Origin of the sequence: Acidovorax sp. 62 (genome assembly GCF_002754495.1) — a bacterium.
Lineage (GTDB): Bacteria > Pseudomonadota > Gammaproteobacteria > Burkholderiales > Burkholderiaceae_C > Acidovorax.
In genome coordinates, this window is record NZ_PEFJ01000001.1 from 4697406 (window position 1) to 4721342 (window position 23937).

Sequence of the window (23937 nt, forward strand, 5' to 3'; positions counted from 1 at the left end):
GCGCAGTGGCTGCGGGCTCTTGGCGTCGCCTGGAATGGGGTTGCCGCTCCTTTGTATGACACCTCTGTGCTCGTCTCTCGCACTGGGCCTGTGCGAACTTTAATCAATTTGATCAACGTGGAGCTTTTATCTTATGAGTAGTAAGTACCCTCACTATCGTCGCCTCGCACTTCTTGCCTTGGCCGCTGGGGTTGTTGGGCTGGCTGGCTGCGCATCTATTGGCACGCAGACGCCAGAGCAGGTCGTAGAAAAGCGCGCTACGGACTATTGGAAGGCGCGAATGGGTGCGAAGTACGAGGTCGCGTACCAGTTTTCTACGCCGGGCTACCGCAAGGTGCGCACGGCTGAGCAGTACAAGCTGCAGTTTGGTGCTGGTGTATCTGTGGTGGATGCATCTGTGTCAAAAGTCGTGTGTGAGCCAGAAAAATGCGAGGTGCAGATGAAATTGGGTGTGAAACCCGCTATCCTCATGCTCAAGCTCGACAAGGTGGAAACCTACATGAACGAGACATGGCTGCTGGAAGACGGCCAGTGGTGGCACTATCAAGACCTTTGAGAGTGCTGGTCCGTACGCTAGTCGAGCAAGGCAACTGCTGCGCATCAACTAGTGTTGCATTTCTTCAACAAGAGGGGTTTTTTGGATGCCTTGTGCTGGACATGCCTCTCGCGCGCTGTGCTACCATACCTTAGCGTAATCAATCGTGGTAGTTGCGCTTACCAACTTTTTAACTGGAGTTCTTGATATGAGAAAAAATGTTCTGGCCCTGAGCATTGCTGCCATGATTGGTGGCCTGGGCTTTGCCGGCGTCGCCTCTGCTGATGTGGTTCCTGGCTCTGGCGTGTTCAACGGCTCAACGTTGATGACCACGACTGACGCCACTTCGCTGCAAGTGTCGCAAGGCGGTATCGGTCACTCGCTGATCGTTCCTTATTTCAACGCTCAAAACGGCAACATGACCGTTCTGCACGTTGTGAACACCGACACCCTGAACGGTAAGGCTGTTAAGGTTCGCTTCCGCGGCGCCCTGAACTCTGACGACGTTCTTGACTTCCAAGTCTTCATGTCGCCTGGCGACGTGTGGACTGCTGCTGTGTCGGCTGGTGCCGATGGCGTGGCCACCCTGGTGACCGGCGACGGCACTTGCACATTGCCTACTCTGGCTAAGGGCGTTGCTCAGTCGTTCGTTCAAGACCGTCTGAACTCTGTTCTGACTGCTGCTGACAAGGCTAACAACACACGTGAAGGCTACGTTGAAATTTTCAACATGGCTGACATTCCAGCTAACCCTGCAACGAGCTCCCTGTACACTGCTATCAAGCACGTGAACGGCGTGGCACCTTGCACAGGTTCCGTGTTGAACGCAACCCTGGTGAACCACACAACCGAAGCTTCTGCAGCAGCTGCTGGTTTCAACACACCTACAACAGGTCTGTACGGTGACTGGTACATCATCAACGTTGCTCAAACGACAACGTTCTCCGGTGGTGCTACTGCTATTACAGCTCTGACACCTGCTGGTGTTGCTGGTCGTGGCAACTTTGTGCACTTCCCACAAAATGCTAACGCCAATGGCAGCCCCATCAACTTCTCGGCAGACCCTCTGTTCCGTACTGACTCCAAGGACGCTGCTGGCGTTACTGTGAGCGGTGCCAAGATTGCTGCTGCGAACTATGACCTGCCTGACCTGTCCACACCTTACACGGTTCTGGCTGGCCTGAGCGCTACCCCAGCTCTGCGCCCTCTGGCACAAGCTACCAACCTGACGAACGCGATCAAGGTGACTTCCATCACCAACCAGTACGCTAACGATGCATCCATCTCTGCTAAGACAGACTGGGTGTTCTCTATGCCTACACGTCGCTACAACGTGGCTGCGAACTACGCAGCTACCAGCAACGGTGCTTTCAGCACTGCTGCTAGCGACTACCGCCTGTTCTCGGACTTGGCAGCTGTTGGTTTCGGCGACGAAATGTTCACTGCAGCCAACACGACTGCTCTGGCAACCAATGGTGCTATCTGCGTGAACGCTGATGCTCAGACATTCTATGACCGTGAAGAAACCACCAAGACCAGCGGTGCCGTGTTCTCTCCAGGTACAGTGTCTGCTACTCGCTTCTGCGGCGAAACCAGCGTTCTGAGCTTCGCTGACTCCGGCGTGTCGGTGTTGGGTGGTGCTGTTGCACGTCAAAACGTGTCCGGCGTGTACACCAACGGCTGGGCTGTTCTGTCCACCAACAACAGCGGCAAGGGTCTGCCAATCTTGGGTTCTTCGTTCATCAAGCTGTCTAACCCAAGCGCAACTGCCAACACATCTGGCACCTACGGTATCACTTGGGATCACCGCTTCACACGTTAATTCGTGGGCACTTAATCACAGCAATGTGATCTGAAAAGGCGGGGGGCTTCCCCCGCCTTTTTTTTTAACTGCTTGGAACGTACTGTCGATGTCTCAAACACTGAAAAGCTTGAATTCACCCTTCTTGTCACGTGCTGTATTGGTTGCTGCGGCCGTGTTGTGTGCTCCCGTTTGGGCTGCTGATGATGCCTTGGTCGAAGGTGAAAAAATAAAAATTACGGTGCAAGACATGCATGCCGATGCGTTGCGTATGCCTGCTGAGATGCGGCCGCAAGTGTTGGGTAAGCCGCAGACAGTGACGCAGATCGCATCCAACTTGTACGCACGCAGAGCCATGGCGTTGCGTGCAGAGAGTGATGGCCTTGAAAAAGATCCCGCTGTAGTTGCGGCACTGCGCATTGCCCGAGACAAAGTACTGTCTGATGCGTACTTGGAAAAATTGGACAAAGCGGCAGCTCCTACCGATGAGGCTGCCGAAAAAATGGCACAAACCGTTTACAAAGCGAAGTCAGATCGCTTCAAGGTAGACGAGCAGATTCGGGTCCGTCACATTCTGATCAGTCCCACAACTCCCAATGCCCGCGAGAAAATTGACGAGATCGTCAAAAAATTAGCATCGGGTGCTGAGTTTGCGGCCCTGGCCAAAGAAGTCTCTGCAGACCCAGGCAGTGCTGCCAAGGGAGGCGATTTGGGCTTCTTTGCAAAAGGCAGAATGCTGCCCGAGTTTGAAACAGCGGCGTTTGCTTTGAAGAAAAAAGGCGATCTCAGTGGTGTTGTCGAAACAAAGTTTGGCTTCCACGTACTGCAGCTGGAAGAAAAGCGTCCCGCTGGCATTCGACCATTTGAAGACGTTCGAGATGAGTTGATCAAGGAAGTCAAAAGCTCTGTGGTTCAAGAGGCGCGGGTAGCTGAAGCGCAAAAATTGCAACAAGGTGCGAAAGTCAATGCACCTGCAGTATCTGCATTTGCAGCAGAATACTCAAACACACCCACGCAAAAATAATTAAATTGCTTTTCGCTAGGCCAATTAAATAGCAATACCTATTGGCTTGGTATGAGCTAAACCAAACCCGCCCGGTAGGCGGGTTTGGTGTTTTTGCTGGAATACATATTTGCTACTGTGAGTGGCGTGACCTTATGATGATTTTGATGGATGAAGCTCGAACCTTGTGGCGCTCCCGCACTCTGGTTTGGGGGCTTACACGTCGAGAGGTATCGGCCCGTCATAGTGGTACCGTGTTGGGCGTGCTATGGCCTTACCTGCAGCCTTTGCTTACGGTTGCTGCTTATTATTTGGTATTTGACGTTGTGTTCTCTATGCGCCTGGGTGATGGTGCCCCAACGCATGCGGTCGGTGCATTTCTTATCGTCGGCGCGCTGCCGTGGATGGCGTTCTGTGACGCAATATCCCGTGGCATGAACAGTTTGCTAGATGCTGGCGGGCTGCTTCAAAAAAATCCGCTACCGCCTGTTCTGTTTGTTACCCGGACGGTCTTGGCGAGCCTCGTCGTTTATGTGCCCCTGTTGCTCGTTGTTGCAATTCTGTATACGCCATCACATCGCTTCAATATTGCAGTGTTGGCCTTTCCTGTATTTTTAGCCTTGCAAGTGCTTTTGAGTCTGCTGCTGGGTTTTATATTGGCCATATTGGCTGCCGCATTGCGTGACACTGTGCAGCTGGTTGGCTTCTTATTGTCTGTTGGAATTTATCTCTCACCGGTCCTTTTTCCACTTACCATGTTTCCAGAAAAATGGAGGTGGGTTTTGTGGCTCAATCCTATGACTTCGCTGGTGCAGGGCTACCAAGAGATTCTTCTTCGCGGCGTATGGCCCCCTTTGAGCGCATGGTTGGTAACTTTGGGTTGGCTGGGGTTGGCCGCAGTTTTGCTGTCGGTGCTGGTAAGCCGCAGTAGGGACCAGTTGGTAGACTGGTTATGACAGTGCAAGCTCCGCAATATTCCAGCGCCGCGAATCCCGTACTTAGGGTTCGATCGGTTAGCAAAGAGTACAAGCTATACCCCTCACCACGGTCGCGCTTGCGCGCGTTACTGACTGGCAGGGCAACGCATCGCAGCCATTGGGCGTTACGAGATGTCTCGTTCGAACTTCAACGCGGCGAATGTATTGGAGTCATTGGCGACAATGGTGCAGGGAAAAGCTCGTTGCTTAAATTGTTGGCGGGGACCATGCAGCCAAGCCAAGGCACTATTGAGCGTGTAGGGCGAGTTACCGCCATTTTGGAGTTGGGCGCAGGCTTTCACCCCGACTTCAGTGGGCGTGACAACCTGTACTTCGGCGGCAGCCTGATTGGTATCAGCCGTGAAGAGATGGAGCGGCTGGAGCCTGAGATCATCGAATTTTGCGAACTGGGCGAGGCGCTGGACAGGCCGGTGAAGACGTATTCATCGGGCATGACGGTGCGCTTGGCGTTCGCGTTGGTCACGGCGGTGCAGCCCGATGTGCTGATCATTGACGAGGCATTGGCAGTGGGCGATCAGCACTTCCAGAAGAAGTGCGTGGAGCGTATTACTGCCTTTCGCAACAGCGGGTGCACCATTTTGTTTTGCTCGCACAGCCCGTACCACATCCGGCATTTGTGTGACCGGGCCCTGTGGCTCAAGGCCGGGCAAGTGGCCCAGTTCGGCGGCACCGAAGAGGTGTTGGCGGCCTACGACGTGTACACCCGCCAGCGAGAAGCGGGCGATTTGGCAGAGGCAGCGCAGCCCATAGCCCCCGCTTTGCCTGTGGACTCTGAATCTGCGGGTTCATGTGAGGCCTCCGTGTCTGCTGTTGCGGAGCCCGCCCCATCGCCTGGTGGCCCTGTTGTCCCTGCCGCCTCCGTCGCTGCCGCCGACGGTGGCGGTGGCGGTGGTGCCTGCATTTTGTCCGTGGATATTTCTAATCTGGCAGAGCCGCAAAATGGGCAGCCTGCTGTACTGCAAGGCCAGGATTTGGTGGTCACGATCAAGGCGCGCGGACGGGGTGCAGAGCGCCCGCACATTGGGTTCATGATTGAGCAGTCCAAAGGGGTGGGCATCACTTCGCTGGCAACCCATGAGGATGGCGCACATCCGGTGCAGCAGCCCGATGGGACATGGTGCTCGGTGCTTACGTTCCCTGACCTTCCGCTGCACAGCGGCGACTACGTGATCAGCGCGTTTTTGTTCGACGAGACAGGGTTGGCGGTGTACGACGAGTGGTTTCAGTTCATGCACTTTCGGTTTATTTTTCCCAAGCCCCTGCCGGGCTTGGTGCGTTTGCCCCACCACTGGAGTTGATGGGCTGGGGCACTTTGGCCCTATAGACAGTGACAGACATTGCAGAGAAAAAGATGAACGATGAACAAGGCCGAATGGACGGCAATGCACATGCTCCCGCTTTGGGTTGCAAGCCAGACCAGCCACCCAGTGCAGGCCAGCAGCTATTGCAAGAGGGGCTGTTCTTGCTGGGCCAGGGTGACCGCACGGGTGCCGCCCAGGTGCTTGCGCGCGCCCGCAGCGAGCGCGACACGCTGTTGCAAGCCCATGCGCTGATCGAGTCCAACGACTTGGTAGGCTCGTTTCGCAACATCATGGGGTTGGACTGCACCATTTCCCCGCAAGACGATATTTTTGGCTTCTTTGCCGGGCATGCCTCCAGCACCAACCCCTTGCGCGACTACCTGGCAGACGGGTGGCGCACGTTGTCGGAGTTGATGCTGCTGCTGGAGGCAGTGGGCCAGCCTTTGCTGCAGACACCCAGCGTGCTGGAGTTTGCCAGCGGCCACGGGCGATTCACCCGCCACCTGGTGAAGGTGCTGGGGCCGAGCCGGGTCACGGTGTCTGACGTGGTGCCCGATGCCGTTGGCTTTGCAAAGCAAACCTTTGGCGTGCAAGGCTTCATGTCTGCCAGTGTGCCTGAGCAGGTGCAATGGCCCCGGCGCTATGGGCTGGTGTTTGTGCTGTCGTTGTTCAGCCACCTGCCGCGCAGCACGTGGTCGCGCTGGCTCAAGGCGTTGTGGGATGCGGTGGAGCCCGGTGGTTTGCTGGTGTTCACCACCCACGGGATCAAGGCGGCAAACTTTGACCATGTTACGCTCGATGAGGAAGGCTATTTCTTCGCTCCCTCGAGCGAGTCCAACGCCATCGACGGCCATGAATACGGCACGGCCTTCACTGCCGAGCCCTTTGTGCTGGCGCGCATTGCTGAGACGGTGGGGGCTGGGAGTTTGGTGCACAAGTCCTTGGTGCATTTCTGGAACCACCAAGACGCCTACGTGCTGCGCAAGCAGTAAAACACCACGGAGCGCGCTGAGGATTGCGGTGGCGCGGCATCCATAGGAGGTTATTCATGGGTTTGATCGCGCGCCTGCAAGAGCGGCTTCTAGGGGTCGCGCCCTGGGATGCTGGGCAAATCACCGACGAATGGTTTCGAGCCCATTTTGAGTACGCCGCCGATGTGGTGAACCACTGGGTGGGCGGCGTTCTGGACATACCCAAGTCGCGGTTTTTGAACTTTGGCTGTGGTGATGGCATTACCGATCTGTCGCTGGCGCTGCGCTATGGCGCCACCTCCATTCATGGGGTGGACGTGCGGCGCGAGTACCAAAAGCTGCCACGCATTGCACGTGAGCAATTGGGCATGCAGCGTGTGCCCGTGGCGCTTACGTTTGAGACTATCCAGTCGGGCGATGCTTTGGCCCAGGCTGGCGTGCAATACGACGGCATCATGAGCTGGTCCACCTTCGAGCATGTGCGGCGTGACCAGTTGGCAACCATCCTGGCCGATTTGCACGCTTGCTTGCGTCCGGGAGGCTATTTCTTCATCCAGATCGAGCCGCTGTATTTCTCCCCGTATGGCTCGCACTTGCGCCGCTACGACGACACACCCTGGCACCATTTGCTGGCGACGGAAGATGAGCTGTGGAAGGTGATCGAAAACCACCAGGGGCCGATCGACCCGGCCGAAGTAGATTTTGGTTTTGCTGATTTTGGTGTGGATGGCTACAAGCGGTTTGTCTTCAATGAATACAAGGCGCTGAACCGGCTGACAGCGGACGAATTGGTGCAATTCGCCAAGGGTGCAGGCTTTAGCGTTGCCCGGGAAGAGCGGCGCACCGTGGACCTTGAGGTGCCCGAAGGTTTGCTGTCGCAGTACCCTCGCGACTGGTTGGTGAACAACGAGATTTTCCTGCTGCTACGCAAGGACTGAGCCCCTGAGGTCGCGACAGGCTCGATCACGCGATGGTGTCCACACTGCGGACCACATCGTAAAAGGCTAGATGCTCTTAAATTTATAGCTGCTAGCGCTTATTCCATAAGCACCAGGTGGTTAAAGCACTGCGCAGGTATGCCGATGGTGCTGTGAAGCCGTGGTGGTGCGAGTCTGTGTTGCGATTTACCGCAGTTTGTTTCTGAATTGCTCATATATTGATAGCTGCTAGCGCTTATAAAATAAGCGCTAGCAGCTACAAAGCGGTAGGCCAGTGGCTGCGGCGCCACCGGGCGGCGCTGCCAGCATGCTAAGCGCGAAGCCAGTTTTTCACCTGAGTTTGCCAGTGCCGTGGAATGCACCGGGCCACGCCGCGCAAAGGGGGCAGAGAACGCAGCCACACGAGGGTTTGCAGCGCTTTGGAGCGGGTTTCTTGCGCGGGCGTTAGTGCTGGCATGTGTGCCCGGAAAAAGTCCAGCGACATTTCGGCAGGCGCCAGCGGGATGGGGGCCATGCTGCGCATGTAATCCGTGGTGTATGCCCATGCTGTGGTTGCAGGATCTGCCGTGTGATGGCGTGCGGCGGTTGCGTGCTCTACCGGTTTGGGTGAGTGTTGGGGCACAAAATTCACTTGCCGGATGTGCGTGAAAAACGCCAGCCAATCGGCAGGAGTCTGGTCCCAGTGTTCGACCCAGCTCCATTCACGGCCTTCCAGCCGCTCGGCAAATGCCCCAATGTCGGGTGCCACAATGGCAAGCCCTGCTTGCAGCGCAGCACTGAGCGTGTAGCTGTAGGTTTCTGGCCACTGTGCGGGGAACCACACCAGATCTGCGTTCAACCACTCCAAAAGCTGCGGAAGCTCTTCCTCTTCATACCCTCCGTGCACCGTGAGGTGTGCTTTGGGCTGGGTCTGTAAATGGCGATACCCATACCCAAGCAAGTGGAAGTCGATGGGTGCTTTTTGCTTGCCCGCCAGTTGGGCTACGGCTTCTAGTACATCGGCACCCTTGATCGTGCTGAGTGCCCCAAGTACCACTACTTTGAGGCGTTCGCCCGAGGCAATGCCTTTGACTGAAACGGGTGGAATGGCCGATTTCAGATCTGTATGTGGTATAGCCATCACGTTGGCATCGGGGGCGAAGGCCGCTATTCTTCGCGCCGTGTCTATGCTGGGTGCAATGACATTCCGAGCGCACTGTAGAAAGCTCTGATTGGCTGCCCGCCATTGGGCCATGGTGCCCCCATCGGGTGCTGCACTGTGGTCTGGGCAGCACCCGCATTTACCGGGCGCTGGCTCTGGTGCGTAGCGATTACCGTTATCTGTGAGTGAAATGCGTGCACAGTAGCTGTAAAAATCATGTGCCGTAAAGTCATATGCAACGCCGAGCAATGCCGGAATATCACGCACTATGGCTTGATGTCCGAGCAAATGGTGGTAATGAACATGGCTAACACGCAAGGCTCGCAAGGCTAAAAGTAGCTCATCCAATTGAGACGGCAGCGAAAACTGCAATGCCATCGCTTCCTCTTCTGCCGCCATGCAAAGCTTCACTGCTTGCCCGGGCAATGGTGTCAATGTGAGGGTATTGACCTGGTCTTGCAGATGTTTAGCAAGCTCCCGTACATGCCTGACAGTACCTCCGGCACGATCATGCAATATTGCCAAAACGGTTGGGCGTTGAGAAGCTTGGATGCGGGCAAAATCCAATGCTGTCCGGTAGGGGCGTGCGGGGTCGGCTTGCACAAAAGCCATGACGTCGGCCTCGTAGCTTGGATGTAGCCGACGCAAAATTTCCATTGCGGCTTGTTCGCGAGGGCTTTTGCTGGCGCCGAAACTTACACCCCCGGTGTGTAGAACGAAGGTGTCCAGCAAATGTAGATTTCTCCAGCCGGCGGAGTGCGCTCGTTGGCAGAAGTCATTTTCTTCGCCGTAGCCTTTGCCAAAATTGGCAACGTCGAAAAGCCCCACCCCTCTGAGGCAGTCTCGACGTATATACATACAAAACCCTACCCCTGTGGGGACATCCACCACGGCTCCAGGGTTGGTTGCTGCACACAGCAGATCCAAGGTGCGAGTGGTGTGGCCATGAGGCAATTCATTGCCTTTGCAGAAATTCGGATAACTGCAAATCGTGGCATTGTTCGACAGGGGCGTGACGGACCCTACTCTTGCGTCACTGTACGCGGCTCGGCGAATGCGATCCAGCCAATCATTGGCCACTTCTGTATCACTGTTCAGTAGCAGGACGTCATTGTCTTTGCTGAAGGCCATTCCTCGATTGACCGTCCCCACAAATCCCAGATTTGCCTCGTTTTCCAGAAGGACAATCCGATGGTCGTCGTCAGCTTTAGCGCGCAGCCATTCAGTCACCTCTGCTTCGGGGCTTGCATCATTGATCACGATCAGACGATATGGCGTCTTGTTATCGCTGGCCAATACCGTGTTGATGCATAGCTGAGTGTCTGCCAAACCGCGATAGACCGGAACGATAATGTCAACGGGGTGATTTGGCTGTGCGATAGGGGTTGCTGGCCTCTCGCTAGTTGCTGGATTGGATTTTGATGGTGTCCGTCCCAACCATTGATCCAATTTCATTTTGATGTTAACCAATGGACGCGTTGCTCGGAAAACTGTGGAATTCTCTATCGACTTCAGATAAGAGGCCAAAGCATCAAATTCCTTGGAAAGTTTTTGGTGCTCATAGATCAGGATTTGTCGGTGGGCAACCAGCTCTTGCTTTTCTTTTTGCATCGCAAGCTGTGATCCCTCTTTCTTTTGGAGCTCGATCGTCAGGTTTTTGAGTTGGGACTGTGTATCCCCAAGCTGGGACGCAATGTCGTCAGCGCGTTGTCGAGTTTGATCCGCAAGTTTTTTTAACCCGCTGTTTTCAATCTGTAGTGGCAACACCTGGCTTGAAAGTGCGAGGTAATCCGCAGACATTGGCCAACCCATTTCGACATCAAGCGCTATGTGGGGTGAATTTTGCGCTGCTGTCGCAAGTATTTCGCTGGGAATCGATATCTGGAACCAAGGGTCATCACCCGTCAGCAGAACCAATACGGCTCCGCTAGCAGCTGGAAGCAGTGTTTGCCAGACGATTTGTTGATGCGCCTCCACGTCTGTGGGTGTGGGTAGACCATTTGTTGGGGTCCAGCGCCATAGCACTTGGTTTTGACCGCCTCGCAAGGTCAGCGCGTAAAGATGCGCGAACCCCGGACGATCTGCTGGGTCCAGCCGCAGATGTGTTATTTGGGGGGCATTCAAATCTCTAGCAGGGAGCTCAAATCGCAGTGTCTGGCGTCCCTCGCCCATGACGCCAGTGGCCGTGAGTTTCTTGTCTTCTGCATATTCACCATTGGTGCCAAGGTAAAGCTGGCTTGTGAACAGTGCTTTGGCCGTAGGCAACGGTGTTTCGCTGGGAGGCGAGATGCCGGTGTCGCTTATGGGGCGTGCAACGCCAATGAACTGGTAGGTCAGTGCATCGGGTGTTCCCAGCATGTGCCTGGCCACTGCCGGTGGCAGATTGTCAAATCGAGTTTGAAACTCGGAATCAGGCAGTTCGCGAGTCACCACGTCCAACGCATCAAGTGACCAATTTTGCTCATTCAGGAATCTGGTGAGCGATCGCCGTGTGAAAAATCGCAGATGGGTCTTGTCCAGCAAACCCTCTTCGCGATAGCGAAACTCGCCTTGCAGTAGTTCTGCGATCAGGCCGCAATAGGCCGCGTTAGGCACGGAGATCAGCAACTTGCCGCCTGTGCTCAGCAGTTGCCTGCAGGCTTGCAAAATCCGTTCGGGCTTGCGCAAGTGCTCCAGTACATCTGCGCAGATGATGTAGTCGTATCGTTGACCAGAAAACATCTTCAGGAGATCGCAGGTCTCCAAATCGCTGACCTCGACCCTGCGGTAGTGAGGGCGGGCATGCTCTGCTTCGGCCTCACTCAGCGTGAGTCCGTCCATGGTGCAGCTGCGGTGCTCTTTCAAATACTGCCCGAGGGCACCACTGCCACAACCTAGATCCAGTACCACGGCTTCCGGATGCACCAGACTGGCCAGTACCGATAGCGATGTGCGTTCATCTGCCTTGATGCTGCGAAGATAAACGTGCAAGTCCTCAATTGAATGCGTCATTCTTTGATTATCGCCGTCGTGTCTGTGCTGCCGGGGCGGGATGCGTTCGATGATTGGAGTCTCATTGCGCAAAGCTGTAACAATGACGGACTTATGGCGCATGAAACATGGGCATCTACAGGGCTGGTGCTATCTCTGGTAAGCCACGGACATCGGGAGCTGGTGCAGGCGTTGCTGCAGGATTTGGCGCACTTGTGCGCAATGTCTGTTACGCGGGTCGTACTCACTCTGAATGTGCCTGAGCCGCCGCCCATTCCGCCAGCGGGGGGCTGGCCTTTTCAGTTGGATGTCCGCATGAACCAACATCCACTGGGCTTTGGTGCCAACCACAATCGTGCCCTTGAGGGGGCTTCTGAACGATTTGTCGGGGTTTTGAATCCTGATGTTGGTCTGCGTGGGCAAGATCCCTTCGTGGAAATGGTCGCCCTGGCCGGAGAACTGGGTGTTGGTTGTGTCTATCCCCAACAGGTGGATGGACTTGGGCGTTTACAGGCGGGGGAGAGGCAATTGCCCACTCCTTGGTCTTTATTACTCCGTAGGGCTTGGGGCCGAGTGGAGACCCGTGTGGACTGGGTTAATGCTGCATGTCTGGTGCTGCCTCAACACACTTGGCAGACGTTGGGTGGCTTTGATGAGTCGTATTTCATGTATTGCGAGGATGTTGATTTGAGCCTTCGCTTGCGCCTTTCGGGCAAGACTTTGGTTTGTGCACAGGCCAAGGTAGAGCATGTCGGTCAGCGGGCTAGTGGGCGAAGCTTGAGGCATCTCTCGTGGCATATTCGAAGCCTTTTGAGGCTCTGGTGCTCCCCCACTTTTTGGCAGGCGCGCCAATTGTTACAGTCAGATGTAACAAGCGGGGGTAGGATCAGCCCCCCATGATTTGGCTGTCCTTTTTCGGTTTTTTGATCTCCGCCATCGTTGCTGCCGGGGTGGTGCGCTGGGCGCACGACCACGCTGAGCATTATGGCGAAGGCATGCCTCAGCGGTTTCATCTGGGGCATGTGCCGCGCCTGGGCGGGCTGGCGGTTTTGCTGGGGGTGGGGGGCAGTTGGCTTTTGGGGGTGGCGCAGTCCGTATGGGGTGATCCAGGGTCGTTGCGTCTGGGGTCTGGTCTGGTGCTGTGGTGGCTGGCAGTGTTGTTGCCCGCGGCACTGGGGGGCATTGCGGAGGACATGACCCAGCGTCTTCGCGTCAGCTACCGGTTGTTTTTGACGGGGCTCTCTGGCTCGGTTGCAGTTTGGGGGCTAGGGTTGACACTGCCTCGTCTGGGACTGCCCTGGCTGGATGCCTTGTTGGCATTTGCCCCGTGGATTGGCGTGGGCATTGTTTTGCTTGCCGTGGCGGGGTTGCCGCATGCTTTCAACATCATCGACGGCTACAACGGCCTGGCGGGCATGGTGGCCTTGATCGTCTGCCTGGCGCTGGCCCATGTGGCTTTGCAGGTGGGGGACCGGGCGCTGGCGGCGCTGTTGGTGACTACGGCAGCGGCTACCGGGGGGTTTTTGATCTGGAACTATCCGCGCGGCATGTTGTTTGCCGGGGATGGGGGGGCGTACATTTGGGGGGTGGTGATCGCTTTGGCCAGCATCTCGTTGGTGCAGCGCAATGCCGACGTGTCGCCCTGGTTTCCGATGCTGCTGTTGATTTACCCGGTGTGGGAAACCATTTTTTCGATCTACCGCAAGGCGGTTCGGGGCATCTCACCGGGCGTGGCGGATGCGCTGCATTTTCACCAGCTGATTTATCGCCGCATCGTGCGGGGGGTTTTCCATGACGATGAATCCCGCCGGGTGCTGATGCGCAACAACCGCACTTCGCCGTACCTCTGGGGCTTTACCTTGCTCACCGTCGTGCCGGCGGTGCTGTTTTGGAACAACACATGGCTGCTGATGGGCTTTTGCTGCCTGTTTGTGATCAGCTATGTGTCGGCTTACTTGGCCATTGTTCGGTTCAAAGTGCCGTCCTGGTTGCGCCATTGAGGGCGTGGGTGGCGGCATTGCCACCATAAACCAGGACGGGGTCTCGTTAGCGGGCGAGGGTGGTCCAGGCTTGCGTCAGGTGCTTGACAAGGTCTTGGGGGCGACGTACCAGCGCATACCCTTGTGCGCCGAACAGCAGAGGCAGGTACTGGTGGGCTTCGTGGTCAATGGTCACGCAAAAAGGGCTGAGGCCTTGGGCGCGTGCCTCCTGGATGGCGTGGCGTGTGTCCTCCAGTCCGTAGCGTCCTTCGTAGATATCAATGTCGTTGGGCTTGCCGTCCGTCAACACCAGCAGCAGGCGTTGGCGTTCGGGGCGCTCTGCCAGCCGCCGCGTTGCGTCGCGTATGGCAGCGCCCATGCGGGTGTAAAAACCAGGCTTCAATGCGCCGATGCGGATGTGCACTGCGTCGTTCCAGGGCTCCGTAAAGCCTTTGATGTGCTGGATGCGCACATGCTGCCGACGCACTGAGCTGAAGCCCAGAATCTCGAAGGCGTCTCCCGATCCTGACAGCGCCGAGCCGAACACGTAAAGTGCCTCGCGGATGACATCGATCACGCGGGCCTGCGATGTGGCATAGGCGTCAGTCGAGAGTGAGAGGTCGGCCAGCAGCAGGGTGGCCAGGCTGCGTTCGGTGCGTTGGCGTTGGGCATACACCGGGGGGGCTTCGCTGTGTTGGGCGCTGCCGCAGGATTCGCTCTGGAAGCGCACCCAGGCGTCGATGTCGATTTCGTCGCCCGAGGCCTGGGCCTTGTGCCAGCGTGGGGCCGCTTGCAGGATTTCCAGGCGCCTGCGCACCTTGCGCGCGGTGGCTTTCAGGTGGGCAGGGGGGCAGTAGGGAGCGCCAGCCCGGGCCACAACGCATTGAACGGCGCAGTGGTCGGGCTGAAGCCGGTTGCGCCGCCAGTCCCATTCCGGGGTCTTGGTTCCAGGCCCCAAGGGCAGGTCGTCGGCGCTGGCGCTGGGCAGGTCAAGGTCAAAGCGCACGCGCGATGCGGTGGTTTGCTCCGACCGGACGAGTGACAGCGTGTCCATGTCGTTGGCGGCCATGGCGGCGTTGGGGTCTGGTTCATCGTCGGTGCCGCGGTCCAGGCGCACCAGCTCGCTCCAGCTGGTCAGTGAATCTGTCTTGGCCGCCAGCAGCATGCTGTTGCGCGATGGCTGGTGCTCTGTTTTGCGGGCGCGGCGGCGGTGGGCGTCTGTGTCCAGCGGCGTGTCCTGGGGGTTGGCGGGCGTTTGCGCTGCCGCGCCAGGTGCCGAATTCTCTGCGCTGAACGTGTCCGTTGCGTTGAGCCACAGCCACACGGGCGCTACCTGTCGGGGTGTCACAAACAGGGGCGTGTGCTCTTCGCCCCGCAAGGCTGCTTGCACCGCCACCTCCCAGGGCACGTCTTTGCCGCGCAGGCTGTGCAGGGCCGGGCGCTGGGCCAGGTGGGCGGTGACCAAGCGGTGGTGGCGCTCGCGCAGGCCGGCAAAGCGCTGCAGTGCGCGGGCCGTGGCGGCCCGGTTGTCAGCGATCCAGTCGCCCGTGGGCTCGAACACCGCTGCCAGGGCGGCAAGCCACAGGTACAGGTCGCGATTGAGCTCGGTGCGATCGAACACGTCGATGTGCGGGGGCAGTGCCAGCGTCTGGGCGTCCAGCTCGGGCAGGGCGCTGCGCAGGCCGCTACCGGCCACCTTTTGCAGCCAGCGGCGGGGGCCGCCGTGGCTGCTGGCTGCCACGGGCGCTACGCGCACGGCAGCATCCCCGCCGCCCGCACGAAAGAGCAGCGTGATGCTGCGTTGCATGTCTTGCAGTGCCACCTGGGCTTCTGTGCGTTGCGGCTCTGCCAGGTGGGTGATGGCACGGTGCCACCATTGGCCAATCCACTCTTCCATCAGGGGGCTCCATCGCGCCGTTGGCGCAGGGTCTCTCGAACGGCGTCCAGTCCAATCTGCCATTGCAGCGAGGGGGTACGCCCTTGTTCCGTTTGGGTTGTGTCGCAAGCGCTCAGGCATTGGCCGCATTGCACGCACGAAAACATCATGCGTTTGATGTTGCGCGGGTGCAGGCGCATGGGGCACGCATGGTCACAGGCGCTGCCGCGTGGGCTGTCGCAGGTTTTGCATTCGCGGGCGCGCTCGCGTGCAAAGGCCACGACCATGCCTTTGGGGTTGGCCATCCAGGCCAGGCTTTGGAACAGCCCCACCGCGCAGCCAAAGCGGCAAAACAGATGCCGGGCCAGTGTGAACTCCAGCGTAAACAGCAGCGTGCCAATGCCAATGAAGCGGGCCTGGTTGGCGGTGAGCGTGCCCGCGTACAGGTTGCCCCAGATCTCCGTGGGCGGTAAAAGGTAGGTCAATAGCGTGATGGCCCACACCAAGCCGCAGCCCAGGCAGGTGGCCAGAAACACGGGCCACCACCTTGCGTTGGGGGTGCGTGTGGGATGCGGTGTGCGTGAGGTGTCCCACAGGCTGAGCTTGCCGGTGGCGCGGTGCAGCAGGCCGTTGAGGGTCTCAACGATGGAGAAGTGTGGGCACAGCCAGCCGCAGTACACCCGTCCATACTTGTAGGCGATGCCCAGAAACACGGCCACCAGGCCCAGTGCGGGTAAAAAGCCGCGCCACAAAATGGCCCAGCCGGTTTGCATGGCACTGGCTTCGCCACGCTGAAAGGCGCCGATGCCCAAAGACCAGCGCATGCCCAGAACCCACAACTGGGTTTCGTTCAAATCAAAGCGAAAGAGATTCAGGGACGGCGCGAGCAGGAACAAAGCCATGAAAGCGCCTTGCAGCCAGCGGCGGCGCTGCTGCAAGGGCATGGCGCGCCAGAAGTTGCGGCCACGGCCCTGCGCGCCAAGGTGCACGAGGCTGTGGCCAGCGGGGGGCTCGGTCTCAGTCTTCATCACCCACCACGGCGCGCACGACTTCGTCGAGCGCCAGGACGGTGTCATGGTCGTCGCTCAGCGCATCGACCACGGCGGCACGGCAGGCTTGCCGCAGGCCCATGCCTGCAGAAGCCAGGCGGGCGGCCATGACCAGCAGGCGGGTGCTGGCGGTTTCTTCCAGATCATGGTCGGTGAGCCGACGCAATGCCTGCGCCAATTGCACCAGCCTGGCCGCTATGGCGGGCGAGGCGCGCCCCTCGGTTTCCAGAATGCGACGCTCTACAGCAGGGGCTGGGTAGTCCAGCGTCAGTGCGGTAAAGCGCTGGCGCGTGCTGGGCTTGAGTCCTTTGAGCAGGTTCTGGTAGCCGGGGTTGTACGAAATCACCAGCATGAAATCTGCCGGGGCCTTGAGCTGCTCGCCGGTGCGTTCGATGGGCAGAATGCGCCGGTCGTCCGCCAGCGGGTGCAGTACCACCGTGGTGTCTTTGCGTGCCTCCACCACCTCGTCCAGGTAGACGATGGCGCCCTCGCGCACTGCGCGGGTGAGTGGGCCGTCTGCCCACACGGTGCTGCCCTGTCCAATCAGGTGCCGCCCCACCAGGTCAGCGGCACTCAGGTCGTCGTGGCAGGACACGGTGATCAAAGGCCGCCCCAGACGGGCCGCCATGTGCTCCACAAACCGTGTTTTTCCGCAGCCGGTGGGGCCCTTGATAAGCAGCGGCAGTTGCTGCGCGTGGCACTGCGCGAACAGGGCGCATTCGCTGCCCTGTTCTGCGTAGAACGGCAGCCCGGGCTGGGCTGGGCTGCTGCCGGTGCCGGCAGCAGCCACCTGGCGCTCTTGGGCGTAGGTGGCAGCCATGGTCAGGCCCGTTGCAGACGGGTACCGATGCCGACGGCCATGCCTTCTTCATCGGCCGCAGGGCCGACAAAGAAGCTGCTCAGGTAGGTCAGCAGACCCAGCAAGAACATCACGCCGCCAGCCACGCGCACCCAGTAGAAGAACACCAGCTGGTCTTGCGTGGCCATGAAGGGCATGGCGCCCGTGGTGGGCATGCGTTGCAGCCACACTTGCAGGATACCTGCGCCGCTCAGGGCCAGCACCATGACGGCCATGCCGATGCTCATGATCCAGAAGCTCCACATCTCGACGCGCTGCGCCCGCAGGGGGTTGGCCTCACGCCCGCGCAGGATGGGCATGGCGTAGCTGATGATGGCCAGCACCACCAGCACATAGGCGCCATAGAACGCCAAGTGCCCGTGTGCAGCGGTGACTTGCGAGCCGTGGGTGTAGTAGTTGACGGTGCTGAGGGTGTGGATGAAGCCCCACACGCCAGCGCCCAGGAACCCGATCACGGCGGTGCCCACAGCCCACAACACAGCGGCCTGGTTGGGGTGTTCGCGGCGGCGGCGTTGCACCATGTTGAAGGCGAACAGCGTCATCATGAAGAAGGGGATGGGCTCCATGGCAGAGAACACGCTACCCACCCAGTGCCAGTAGCCTGGCAGGCCGATGAAGTAGAAGTGGTGGCCTGTGCCCAGAATGCCGGTGATCAGTGCGAAGGCCACGATCATGTACATCCACTTGTCGATCACTTCGCGGTCCACGCCGGTGGTCTTGACCAGCACGAACGCCAGCAGCGACGCCATGATCAGTTCCCATGTGCCTTCCACCCACAGGTGCACCACAAACCACCAGTACATCTTGTCGCGCACCAGGTTGCTGGGGTTCACAAAGCTGAACAGGAACATCAGCGCCAAGCCCCACAGGCCCATCAGCAGCACCATCGAGATGGCGGTCTTGCGGCCTTTGAGCACGGTCATGCTGATGTTGAAGAGAAAGCCCAGGGCCACGATCACGATGCCGACCTTGGTGGGCAAGGGTTGCTCCAGGAACTCCCGCCCCATCGTGGCCAGGAAGTCATTGCCGGTCATTTCTGCCAGCTTGGCATAGGGCACCAGCAAATAGCCGAGGATGGTGGCCGCACCTGCTGCCAGGAAGATCCAGAACAGGACCTTGGCAAACAAGGGGCTGTACAGCTCGGTCTCGGCCTCTTCGGGCACCATGTAGTAGGCGGCGCCCATGAAGCCGAAGAGCAGCCACACAATCAGCAGATTGGTGTGGACCATGCGGGCGATGTTGAACGGGATCGCCGGGAAGAACAGGTCACCGATGACGTACTGCAGGCCCAGCGAAAGGCCGAAGACGATCTGTCCGGTGAACAGGCCCAGTGCCGCAATGAAGTAGAGCTTGGCTACCGCCTGCGACTGGTATTTAAGGGTTGCGGGTTGCATATGAGGGTCCTGAAGGGATGGATAGGACATCACGGGGAGCGCGGGCGCTCAACCTTCGATGTTGGGTGGCCACTTCTCGGTATTGATGCCGTTCGACCAGCGCAGGAACTCCACCAGATCGTTGAGCTGATCGTCGGTGAAGTTGAACTGGGGCATCTGGCGGCGGCCCGGCGTGTTGGTGGGCATTGCCTTGATCCAGCCCTTGATGAAATCGGGGCCACGGCGCTCGTACACATTGCCCAACTCGGGGGCAAAGTAGGCGCCTTCACCCAGCAGCGTGTGGCAGCCGATGCAATTGCGCGTTTCCCAAAGGTGCTTGCCGCGCACCACGGCGGGGGTCAACTCCGCAGCTTTGGACCGCTCGGGAATCTTGGTTTCGGTGTGGAAGATCAGCGCTGCAAACAGCAAGACGAAGAACGTGGTGCCTCCGTAGAAGATGTTGCGCGCCATCTGGCTGGTAAAGCCTTGGCTCATGGTGGGATACCTCTCTGTAGTGGGATGAGGGATACGGTACCGATCCCCCGCCGGTGGGTCGTTGATCTCTCTCAATAAGATTCATGTTGTTTGAATCTTTGATTATCATACCCACACTTACTTCGGCAATCCAGCCTTCAGGCGCATCGACAAAGCGGTTTTTGGCTATTGCTTTTGGGGCCTGGGCGTTGGCTGCTGTGGACCCCGGGTTGCGCCCGCGTGTGCCGGATTTCGTCTGCTTTTTTGGGGAGGTCTCACTGTGTCTTCAACATCAGCATCTGGCTTGCCGCTACCGGCGCTGCGCTTGCGGGGTGACCTGGGGGTGTGGTTGATCATCCTGGCGGAGTTGCTGACCTTTGGCATCCTGTTCGTGTCGTATGCCTTCGCCCGTGCGCGGGATGTGGACGCGTTCAACGCCGCGCAGGCCACGCTGGACTTGCACTCCGGTGCGCTCAATACGGTGTTGCTGATCACCGGCAGCTGGTGTGTGGCCCGTGCCGTGCAGGCGGTGCGCAGCGACGCGCGGCAGCCCGGTTTGCGCTGGTTGTTGGCGGCCATGTTGTGCGGCGCAGGGTTTGTGGGCGTCAAGCTGGCCGAATACGCCGCCAAGCTGCGCGAGGGGATTGACCTCACCTCAAACACCTTCTACACGCTGTACCTCATGCTGACTGCATTTCACTTTCTGCACGTGGTGGTGGCCATGCTGGCCTTGGGCTACCTGGCGGTGCGCCTGCGCGGGGGGGCTTATGGCCGCCAGGACTTTCATGCGATGGAGACGGGCGCCGCGTTTTGGCACATGGTCGATCTGCTGTGGATCGTGCTGTTTCCGCTGGTCTACGTGTTGCGCTGAGGGCGTAAGGAGCTTTCATGAAAGAAACACGGGTGCTGAATGCCGCCTGGTGGTTGCTCTTGGGCGCCACAGCGGTCACTTATGTGCTGGGTGAGATGGGCTTGGTGGCTGCGGGCAGCGGGTGGGCATTGGCAGGCCTGTGGGCGCTGACCTCAATCAAGGGCGTGGTGGTGACCCAGGTGTTTCTGGAAATGCGCCATGCGCCCCTGTTGTGGCGCTGGCTGCTGCTGGGCTGGCTGGGCTTGGTGCTTGCCTTGATTGCCGTGGCCTATGCGGTGGGGAGAGGGTAGGGCGACAAGTTCTGAGGGTGGAACTGTGAAAAGATCGTGAATCGCGGCTTGGCCGGACGGCAGCGCGAATGCGGCACAATTTGCGCCTCATTGTTTTCACCGGATGGCACGCCTCCATGACCGACCTTCTTTCGATTGCCCCCCGCGACAAGGCAGAAATTCTGGCCCAGGCGCTGCCTTACATCCGCAAGTTCCATGGCAAGACCATGGTCATCAAGTACGGCGGCAACGCCATGACCGACCCCGCCTTGCAGGCCGACTTTGCCGAAGACGTGGTGCTGCTCAAGCTGGTGGGCATGAACCCCGTGGTGGTGCACGGCGGTGGCCCGCAGATCGAGACCGCCCTGAACCGCCTGGGCAAGAAGGGCCAGTTCATCCAGGGCATGCGCGTGACCGATGCCGAGACCATGGAAGTGGTGGAGTGGGTGCTGGCCGGGGAAGTGCAGCAAGACATCGTGGGCCTGATCAACCAGGCCGGCGGCAAGGCTGTGGGCCTGACAGGGCGCGACGGCGGCATGATCCGCGCACGCAAGCTCAAGATGGTGGACAGCAAGGACCCCAGCGTGGAGCATGACGTGGGCCAGGTGGGCGATATCGTCTCCATCGACCCCAGCGTGGTCAAGGCGCTGCAGGACGATGCATTCATCCCCGTCATCAGCCCCATTGGCTTTGGCGAGAACAACGAGAGCTACAACATCAACGCCGACGTGGTGGCCAGCAAGCTGGCCGAAGTGCTCAAGGCCGAAAAGCTCATGCTGCTGACCAACACCCCCGGCGTGCTGGACAAGGCGGGCAACCTGCTGACCGACCTGACAGCCCGCCGCATTGATGAGCTGTTTGCCGACGGCACCATCTCGGGCGGCATGCTGCCCAAGATTGCGGGCGCGCTGGACGCCGCCAAGGCCGGTGTCAACGCCGTGCACATCATTGATGGCCGCGTGCCGCACGCCATGCTGCTGGAAATCCTGACCGATCAGGCTTACGGCACCATGATCCGTAGCCACTGAAGAGAGGCTCCCCCTGAGTCGCTTCGCGCCTTCCCCCTCTCTCGCTGCGCGGGAGGGGGACGCAGCCAGCGCGGCGGGGCGGCCCTTGCGCGGCTGCCTCTGCCCCAGGTCCCGACCATGGCAGACGCCATGGGCCGTATCCGTTGCACAAGGTCACTGAAAGATGCGCCTCCTCCTAGTCGAAGACGATGTGATGGTGGCCAGCGGCGTCAAGCTGGGGTTGGCCGATGCGGGCTATGCGGTGGACTGGGTGGGCAGTGGCGAGCGGGCGGAGGATGTGCTGCGCACCGAGTCGTTTGATGCGGCCATCATCGACATTGGCCTGCCTGGCATGGACGGGCTGGAGCTGACCCGGCGCCTGCGCCGCCCTGAAATGCCCAGTCGCAGCATGCCGGTGTTGATTCTGACGGCGCGCGATGCGCTGCATGACCGGGTGCAAGGGCTGGACCTGGGGGCGGATGACTACATGGTCAAGCCCTACGAATTGCCCGAGCTGCTGGCGCGTCTGCGTGCGTTGCTGCGCCGCTCGCAAGCCGCCAGCACGGCCGTGCTGAGCTTTGGCCCGCTGGAGCTGGACACCGCCGGGCGCCGTGCCTGTGCACGGGTGGGTGATGTAGAGCACCCCATTGAGCTGGGGCCGCGCGAGTGGACGGTGCTGGAATACCTGCTCATCCACGCCCCCAAGCCCGCCAGCAAAGACAAGCTGCTGCAAGCGCTCACCGGGTGGGACAAGGAAATCACCCCCAATGCCGTCGAGGTATATGTCTCGCGCCTGCGGGGCAAGCTGGAGCCCCATGGCGTGGCCCTGCGATCCATCCGGGGCTTTGGCTACCGGCTCGAACTGGCGCCGCTCTGAGATGCGTTGGCACGGGCCTGCTCCATGGATGCGGGCAGCATGAGCCCGCCCGCCTCTGCAAACAAGGCCCAGCGCCCTGGGCTGCGCGGCATGACCTCTGATTTGCGCAACCGGCTTTTGCTGTTGCTGGTGCTGCCGCTGTGCCTGTTGGCTGTGGTGGGCGTTTGGATGGACTACCGATCGGCCGACGACGCCGCCAGCCGCCACGACCAGCGCCTGCTGCGCTTGTTGCCCGCACTGGCCGACTCGGTGGTGGCCCCCCCCATCCACGACCACCAGCCGCCGTTGCTCTTGCTGGCGCCCCCGGTCGAAGACTTTTTGCGCCAGAACGCCGGGTTTTCAGGCTACAGCGTGCGCGACAGCGAGGGCCAGTTGCTGCTGGGAGATGCCTGGGTGGATGGCGCGGTGCCCGCCACGGCCCAGCCAGAGTTCCACAGCCTCGAATACGGCGGCGTGACCTACCGCGTGGCCGTGCAGCGGGGGCGCACCGGTGCGGGCGAGTTGGTGGTGTCCATTGCCGATGGATCAGACCCGCGCCAGCAGTGGGCCCAGCAACTGCTGCTGCGCGTGCTGCTGCCCAACCTGGTGTTGGTGGCGGCGGCGGCCCTGGCCATCCACTGGGCCGTGGGCCGGGCCTTCAAGCCGCTGGTGGATTTGGCCGAGGCGGTGGAATACCGCTCGCCGCGCGATCTGAGCCCCATTGACGAAGCCGCTTCGCCCAGCGAAGTGCGCCCGCTCGTGCATTCTTTGAACCACCTGTTTGCCCTGGTGAATGCGCAGGCCGAGGGGCAGCGCCGCTTCGTGGCCGATGCGGCCCACCAGCTGCGCACGCCGCTGGCGGGCCTGCAAGCGCAGGTAGAGGCCTGGGCGCTGATGGCCAAGGCCGCGAGTGCAGACCCCCATCCACCCCCGTCGGACGGGGGGGATTCACATCAAAATAGGCCTCTAGGGCGCAAAGGACAAGCGCAAGGTGCTATTGTTTTAGGAGTGGATCAGATCGAAAAGCTGCGCAACGCCACGCGCCGCACCTCGCAGCTGGCGCACCAGTTGCTGGCGCTCTCACGGGCCGATGCCCGCAGCCTGGACGCGCAGCCCCCCCAGCGGGTGGATTTGAAGGACCTGTGCGAGGCGCTGCTGGAGAGTTTTCTGGATGCCGCCACCGCCAAGGGGCTGGACCTGGGGCTGGAAGTGCAGCCCGTGCACGTCACCGGCCACGGCTGGCTGCTGCGCGAGCTGATGTCCAACCTGGTGGACAACGCCATCAAATACACGCCCGCAGGCGGTGTGGTGACCATGCGCTGCGGCATGCGCCAAGGCCCCTTGGGCCCGCCCCGGGTGTACCTGGAGGTGGAAGACGACGGCCCCGGCGTGCCCGAGGGCGAGCGCGGCCGCGTCATGCAGCGCTTTTACCGTGTGCCTGGCTCGGCGGGGGAGGGCACGGGCCTGGGGTTGGCCATTGCCGACGAGATCAGCCGTGTGCACCGCGCCTCGCTCACCCTGGAGACTGGCGCCCAGGGGCGTGGCTTGCGGGTGGCGGTTCTTTTCCCGAATTAGCTTTGCTATGTGAGTGCCTGCTTTGGATGGGGGCGCTGAAGTCATTGAGTTTGCGTAGGGGTTTTCTGTGCCCTGGTGGGGGCTGTGGCCA

Annotated in this window: 19 protein-coding genes; 13 read left to right on the forward strand and 6 right to left on the reverse strand. The window is 59.8% G+C overall.

Going from position 1 to position 23937, the window contains the following annotated elements; translation table 11 throughout:
• The first annotated feature begins 133 nt into the window (after window positions 1–133).
• From CLU86_RS21135 to CLU86_RS21165, 7 genes are all read left to right on the forward strand, one after another.
• Window positions 134–556 carry a hypothetical protein gene (locus tag CLU86_RS21135; RefSeq protein WP_099743006.1) on the forward strand — a complete coding sequence of 141 codons (423 nt, stop codon included), beginning with the start codon at window positions 134–136 and terminating at the stop codon, window positions 554–556.
• A gap of 187 nt (window positions 557–743) precedes the next feature.
• On the forward strand, window positions 744–2357 hold the full coding sequence (locus CLU86_RS21140; protein WP_099743007.1) for a cell surface protein: 1614 nt from the start codon (window positions 744–746) through the stop codon (window positions 2355–2357).
• Window positions 2358–2445: 88 nt separating this feature from the next.
• On the forward strand, window positions 2446–3360 hold the full coding sequence (locus CLU86_RS21145; protein WP_099743008.1) for a peptidylprolyl isomerase: 915 nt from the start codon (window positions 2446–2448) through the stop codon (window positions 3358–3360).
• A 134-nt stretch (window positions 3361–3494) separates the two neighbouring features.
• Window positions 3495–4295 (forward strand): ABC transporter permease, encoded by an 801-nt coding sequence (locus tag CLU86_RS21150; protein ID WP_099743009.1) that lies wholly within the window; start codon window positions 3495–3497, stop codon window positions 4293–4295.
• Window positions 4292–5635: an ABC transporter ATP-binding protein gene (locus tag CLU86_RS21155; RefSeq protein ID WP_099743010.1), complete on the forward strand. Its 1344-nt coding sequence runs from the start codon at window positions 4292–4294 to the stop codon at window positions 5633–5635. The genes CLU86_RS21150 and CLU86_RS21155 overlap by 4 nt, the downstream gene beginning before the upstream one ends.
• Window positions 5636–5688: 53 nt before the next feature.
• Window positions 5689–6630, forward strand: a complete 942-nt coding sequence (locus tag CLU86_RS21160) for a bifunctional 2-polyprenyl-6-hydroxyphenol methylase/3-demethylubiquinol 3-O-methyltransferase UbiG (protein WP_233195153.1) — start codon at window positions 5689–5691, stop codon at window positions 6628–6630.
• 56 nt (window positions 6631–6686) lie between these two features.
• A complete protein-coding gene (locus CLU86_RS21165) occupies window positions 6687–7547 on the forward strand; it encodes a cyclopropane-fatty-acyl-phospholipid synthase family protein (protein WP_099657830.1) in 861 nt (286 codons plus the stop codon).
• A gap of 310 nt (window positions 7548–7857) precedes the next feature.
• Here the strand turns inward: CLU86_RS21165 and CLU86_RS21170 are convergent, their stop codons facing one another.
• A complete protein-coding gene (locus CLU86_RS21170) occupies window positions 7858–11679 on the reverse strand; it encodes a methyltransferase domain-containing protein (RefSeq protein WP_099743748.1) in 3822 nt (1273 codons plus the stop codon).
• An 875-nt stretch (window positions 11680–12554) separates the two neighbouring features.
• Between CLU86_RS21170 and CLU86_RS21180 the strand changes: the two genes are divergently transcribed.
• Window positions 12555–13658: a glycosyltransferase gene (locus CLU86_RS21180; RefSeq protein WP_099657832.1), complete on the forward strand. Its 1104-nt coding sequence runs from the start codon at window positions 12555–12557 to the stop codon at window positions 13656–13658.
• Between the two features lie 46 nt (window positions 13659–13704).
• Here the strand turns inward: CLU86_RS21180 and CLU86_RS21185 are convergent, their stop codons facing one another.
• Genes CLU86_RS21185 through CLU86_RS21205 form a run of 5 tightly spaced genes read right to left on the reverse strand, consistent with a single transcriptional unit; the run spans window position 13705 to window position 19289 of the window.
• Window positions 13705–15534, reverse strand: a complete 1830-nt coding sequence (locus CLU86_RS21185; RefSeq protein WP_099743011.1) for a nitric oxide reductase activation protein NorD — start codon at window positions 15532–15534, stop codon at window positions 13705–13707.
• On the reverse strand, window positions 15534–16589 hold the full coding sequence (locus CLU86_RS21190) for a 4Fe-4S binding protein (RefSeq protein WP_233195154.1): 1056 nt from the start codon (window positions 16587–16589) through the stop codon (window positions 15534–15536). The genes CLU86_RS21185 and CLU86_RS21190 overlap by 1 nt, the downstream gene beginning before the upstream one ends.
• Window positions 16531–17382 carry a CbbQ/NirQ/NorQ/GpvN family protein gene (locus CLU86_RS21195; protein ID WP_099657835.1) on the reverse strand — a complete coding sequence of 284 codons (852 nt, stop codon included), beginning with the start codon at window positions 17380–17382 and terminating at the stop codon, window positions 16531–16533. The genes CLU86_RS21190 and CLU86_RS21195 overlap by 59 nt, the downstream gene beginning before the upstream one ends.
• 2 nt (window positions 17383–17384) lie before the next feature.
• A complete protein-coding gene (locus CLU86_RS21200) occupies window positions 17385–18815 on the reverse strand; it encodes a cbb3-type cytochrome c oxidase subunit I (RefSeq protein WP_099657836.1) in 1431 nt (476 codons plus the stop codon).
• A 48-nt stretch (window positions 18816–18863) separates the two neighbouring features.
• On the reverse strand, window positions 18864–19289 hold the full coding sequence (locus CLU86_RS21205) for a cytochrome c (protein ID WP_099657837.1): 426 nt from the start codon (window positions 19287–19289) through the stop codon (window positions 18864–18866).
• A gap of 259 nt (window positions 19290–19548) precedes the next feature.
• On the opposite strand from CLU86_RS21205, the gene CLU86_RS21210 reads away from it, so the two are divergent.
• The 5 genes from CLU86_RS21210 (at window position 19549) to CLU86_RS21235 (ending at window position 23846) form a co-directional block, all read left to right on the forward strand.
• Window positions 19549–20139 (forward strand): cytochrome c oxidase subunit 3 family protein, encoded by a 591-nt coding sequence (locus CLU86_RS21210; protein ID WP_099743013.1) that lies wholly within the window; start codon window positions 19549–19551, stop codon window positions 20137–20139.
• A 17-nt stretch (window positions 20140–20156) separates the two neighbouring features.
• Complete coding sequence (locus tag CLU86_RS21215) at window positions 20157–20429, forward strand: cytochrome C oxidase subunit IV family protein (RefSeq protein ID WP_099657838.1); 273 nt, start codon at window positions 20157–20159, stop codon at window positions 20427–20429.
• Between the two features lie 116 nt (window positions 20430–20545).
• Entirely contained in the window at window positions 20546–21436 is an 891-nt protein-coding gene (gene argB, locus CLU86_RS21220) for an acetylglutamate kinase (RefSeq protein WP_099657839.1), read from the forward strand.
• A gap of 163 nt (window positions 21437–21599) precedes the next feature.
• Window positions 21600–22292, forward strand: a complete 693-nt coding sequence (locus CLU86_RS21230; RefSeq protein WP_099657840.1) for a response regulator transcription factor — start codon at window positions 21600–21602, stop codon at window positions 22290–22292.
• A 90-nt stretch (window positions 22293–22382) separates the two neighbouring features.
• Complete coding sequence (locus tag CLU86_RS21235; protein WP_099743750.1) at window positions 22383–23846, forward strand: sensor histidine kinase; 1464 nt, start codon at window positions 22383–22385, stop codon at window positions 23844–23846.
• Window positions 23847–23937 lie beyond the last annotated feature (91 nt).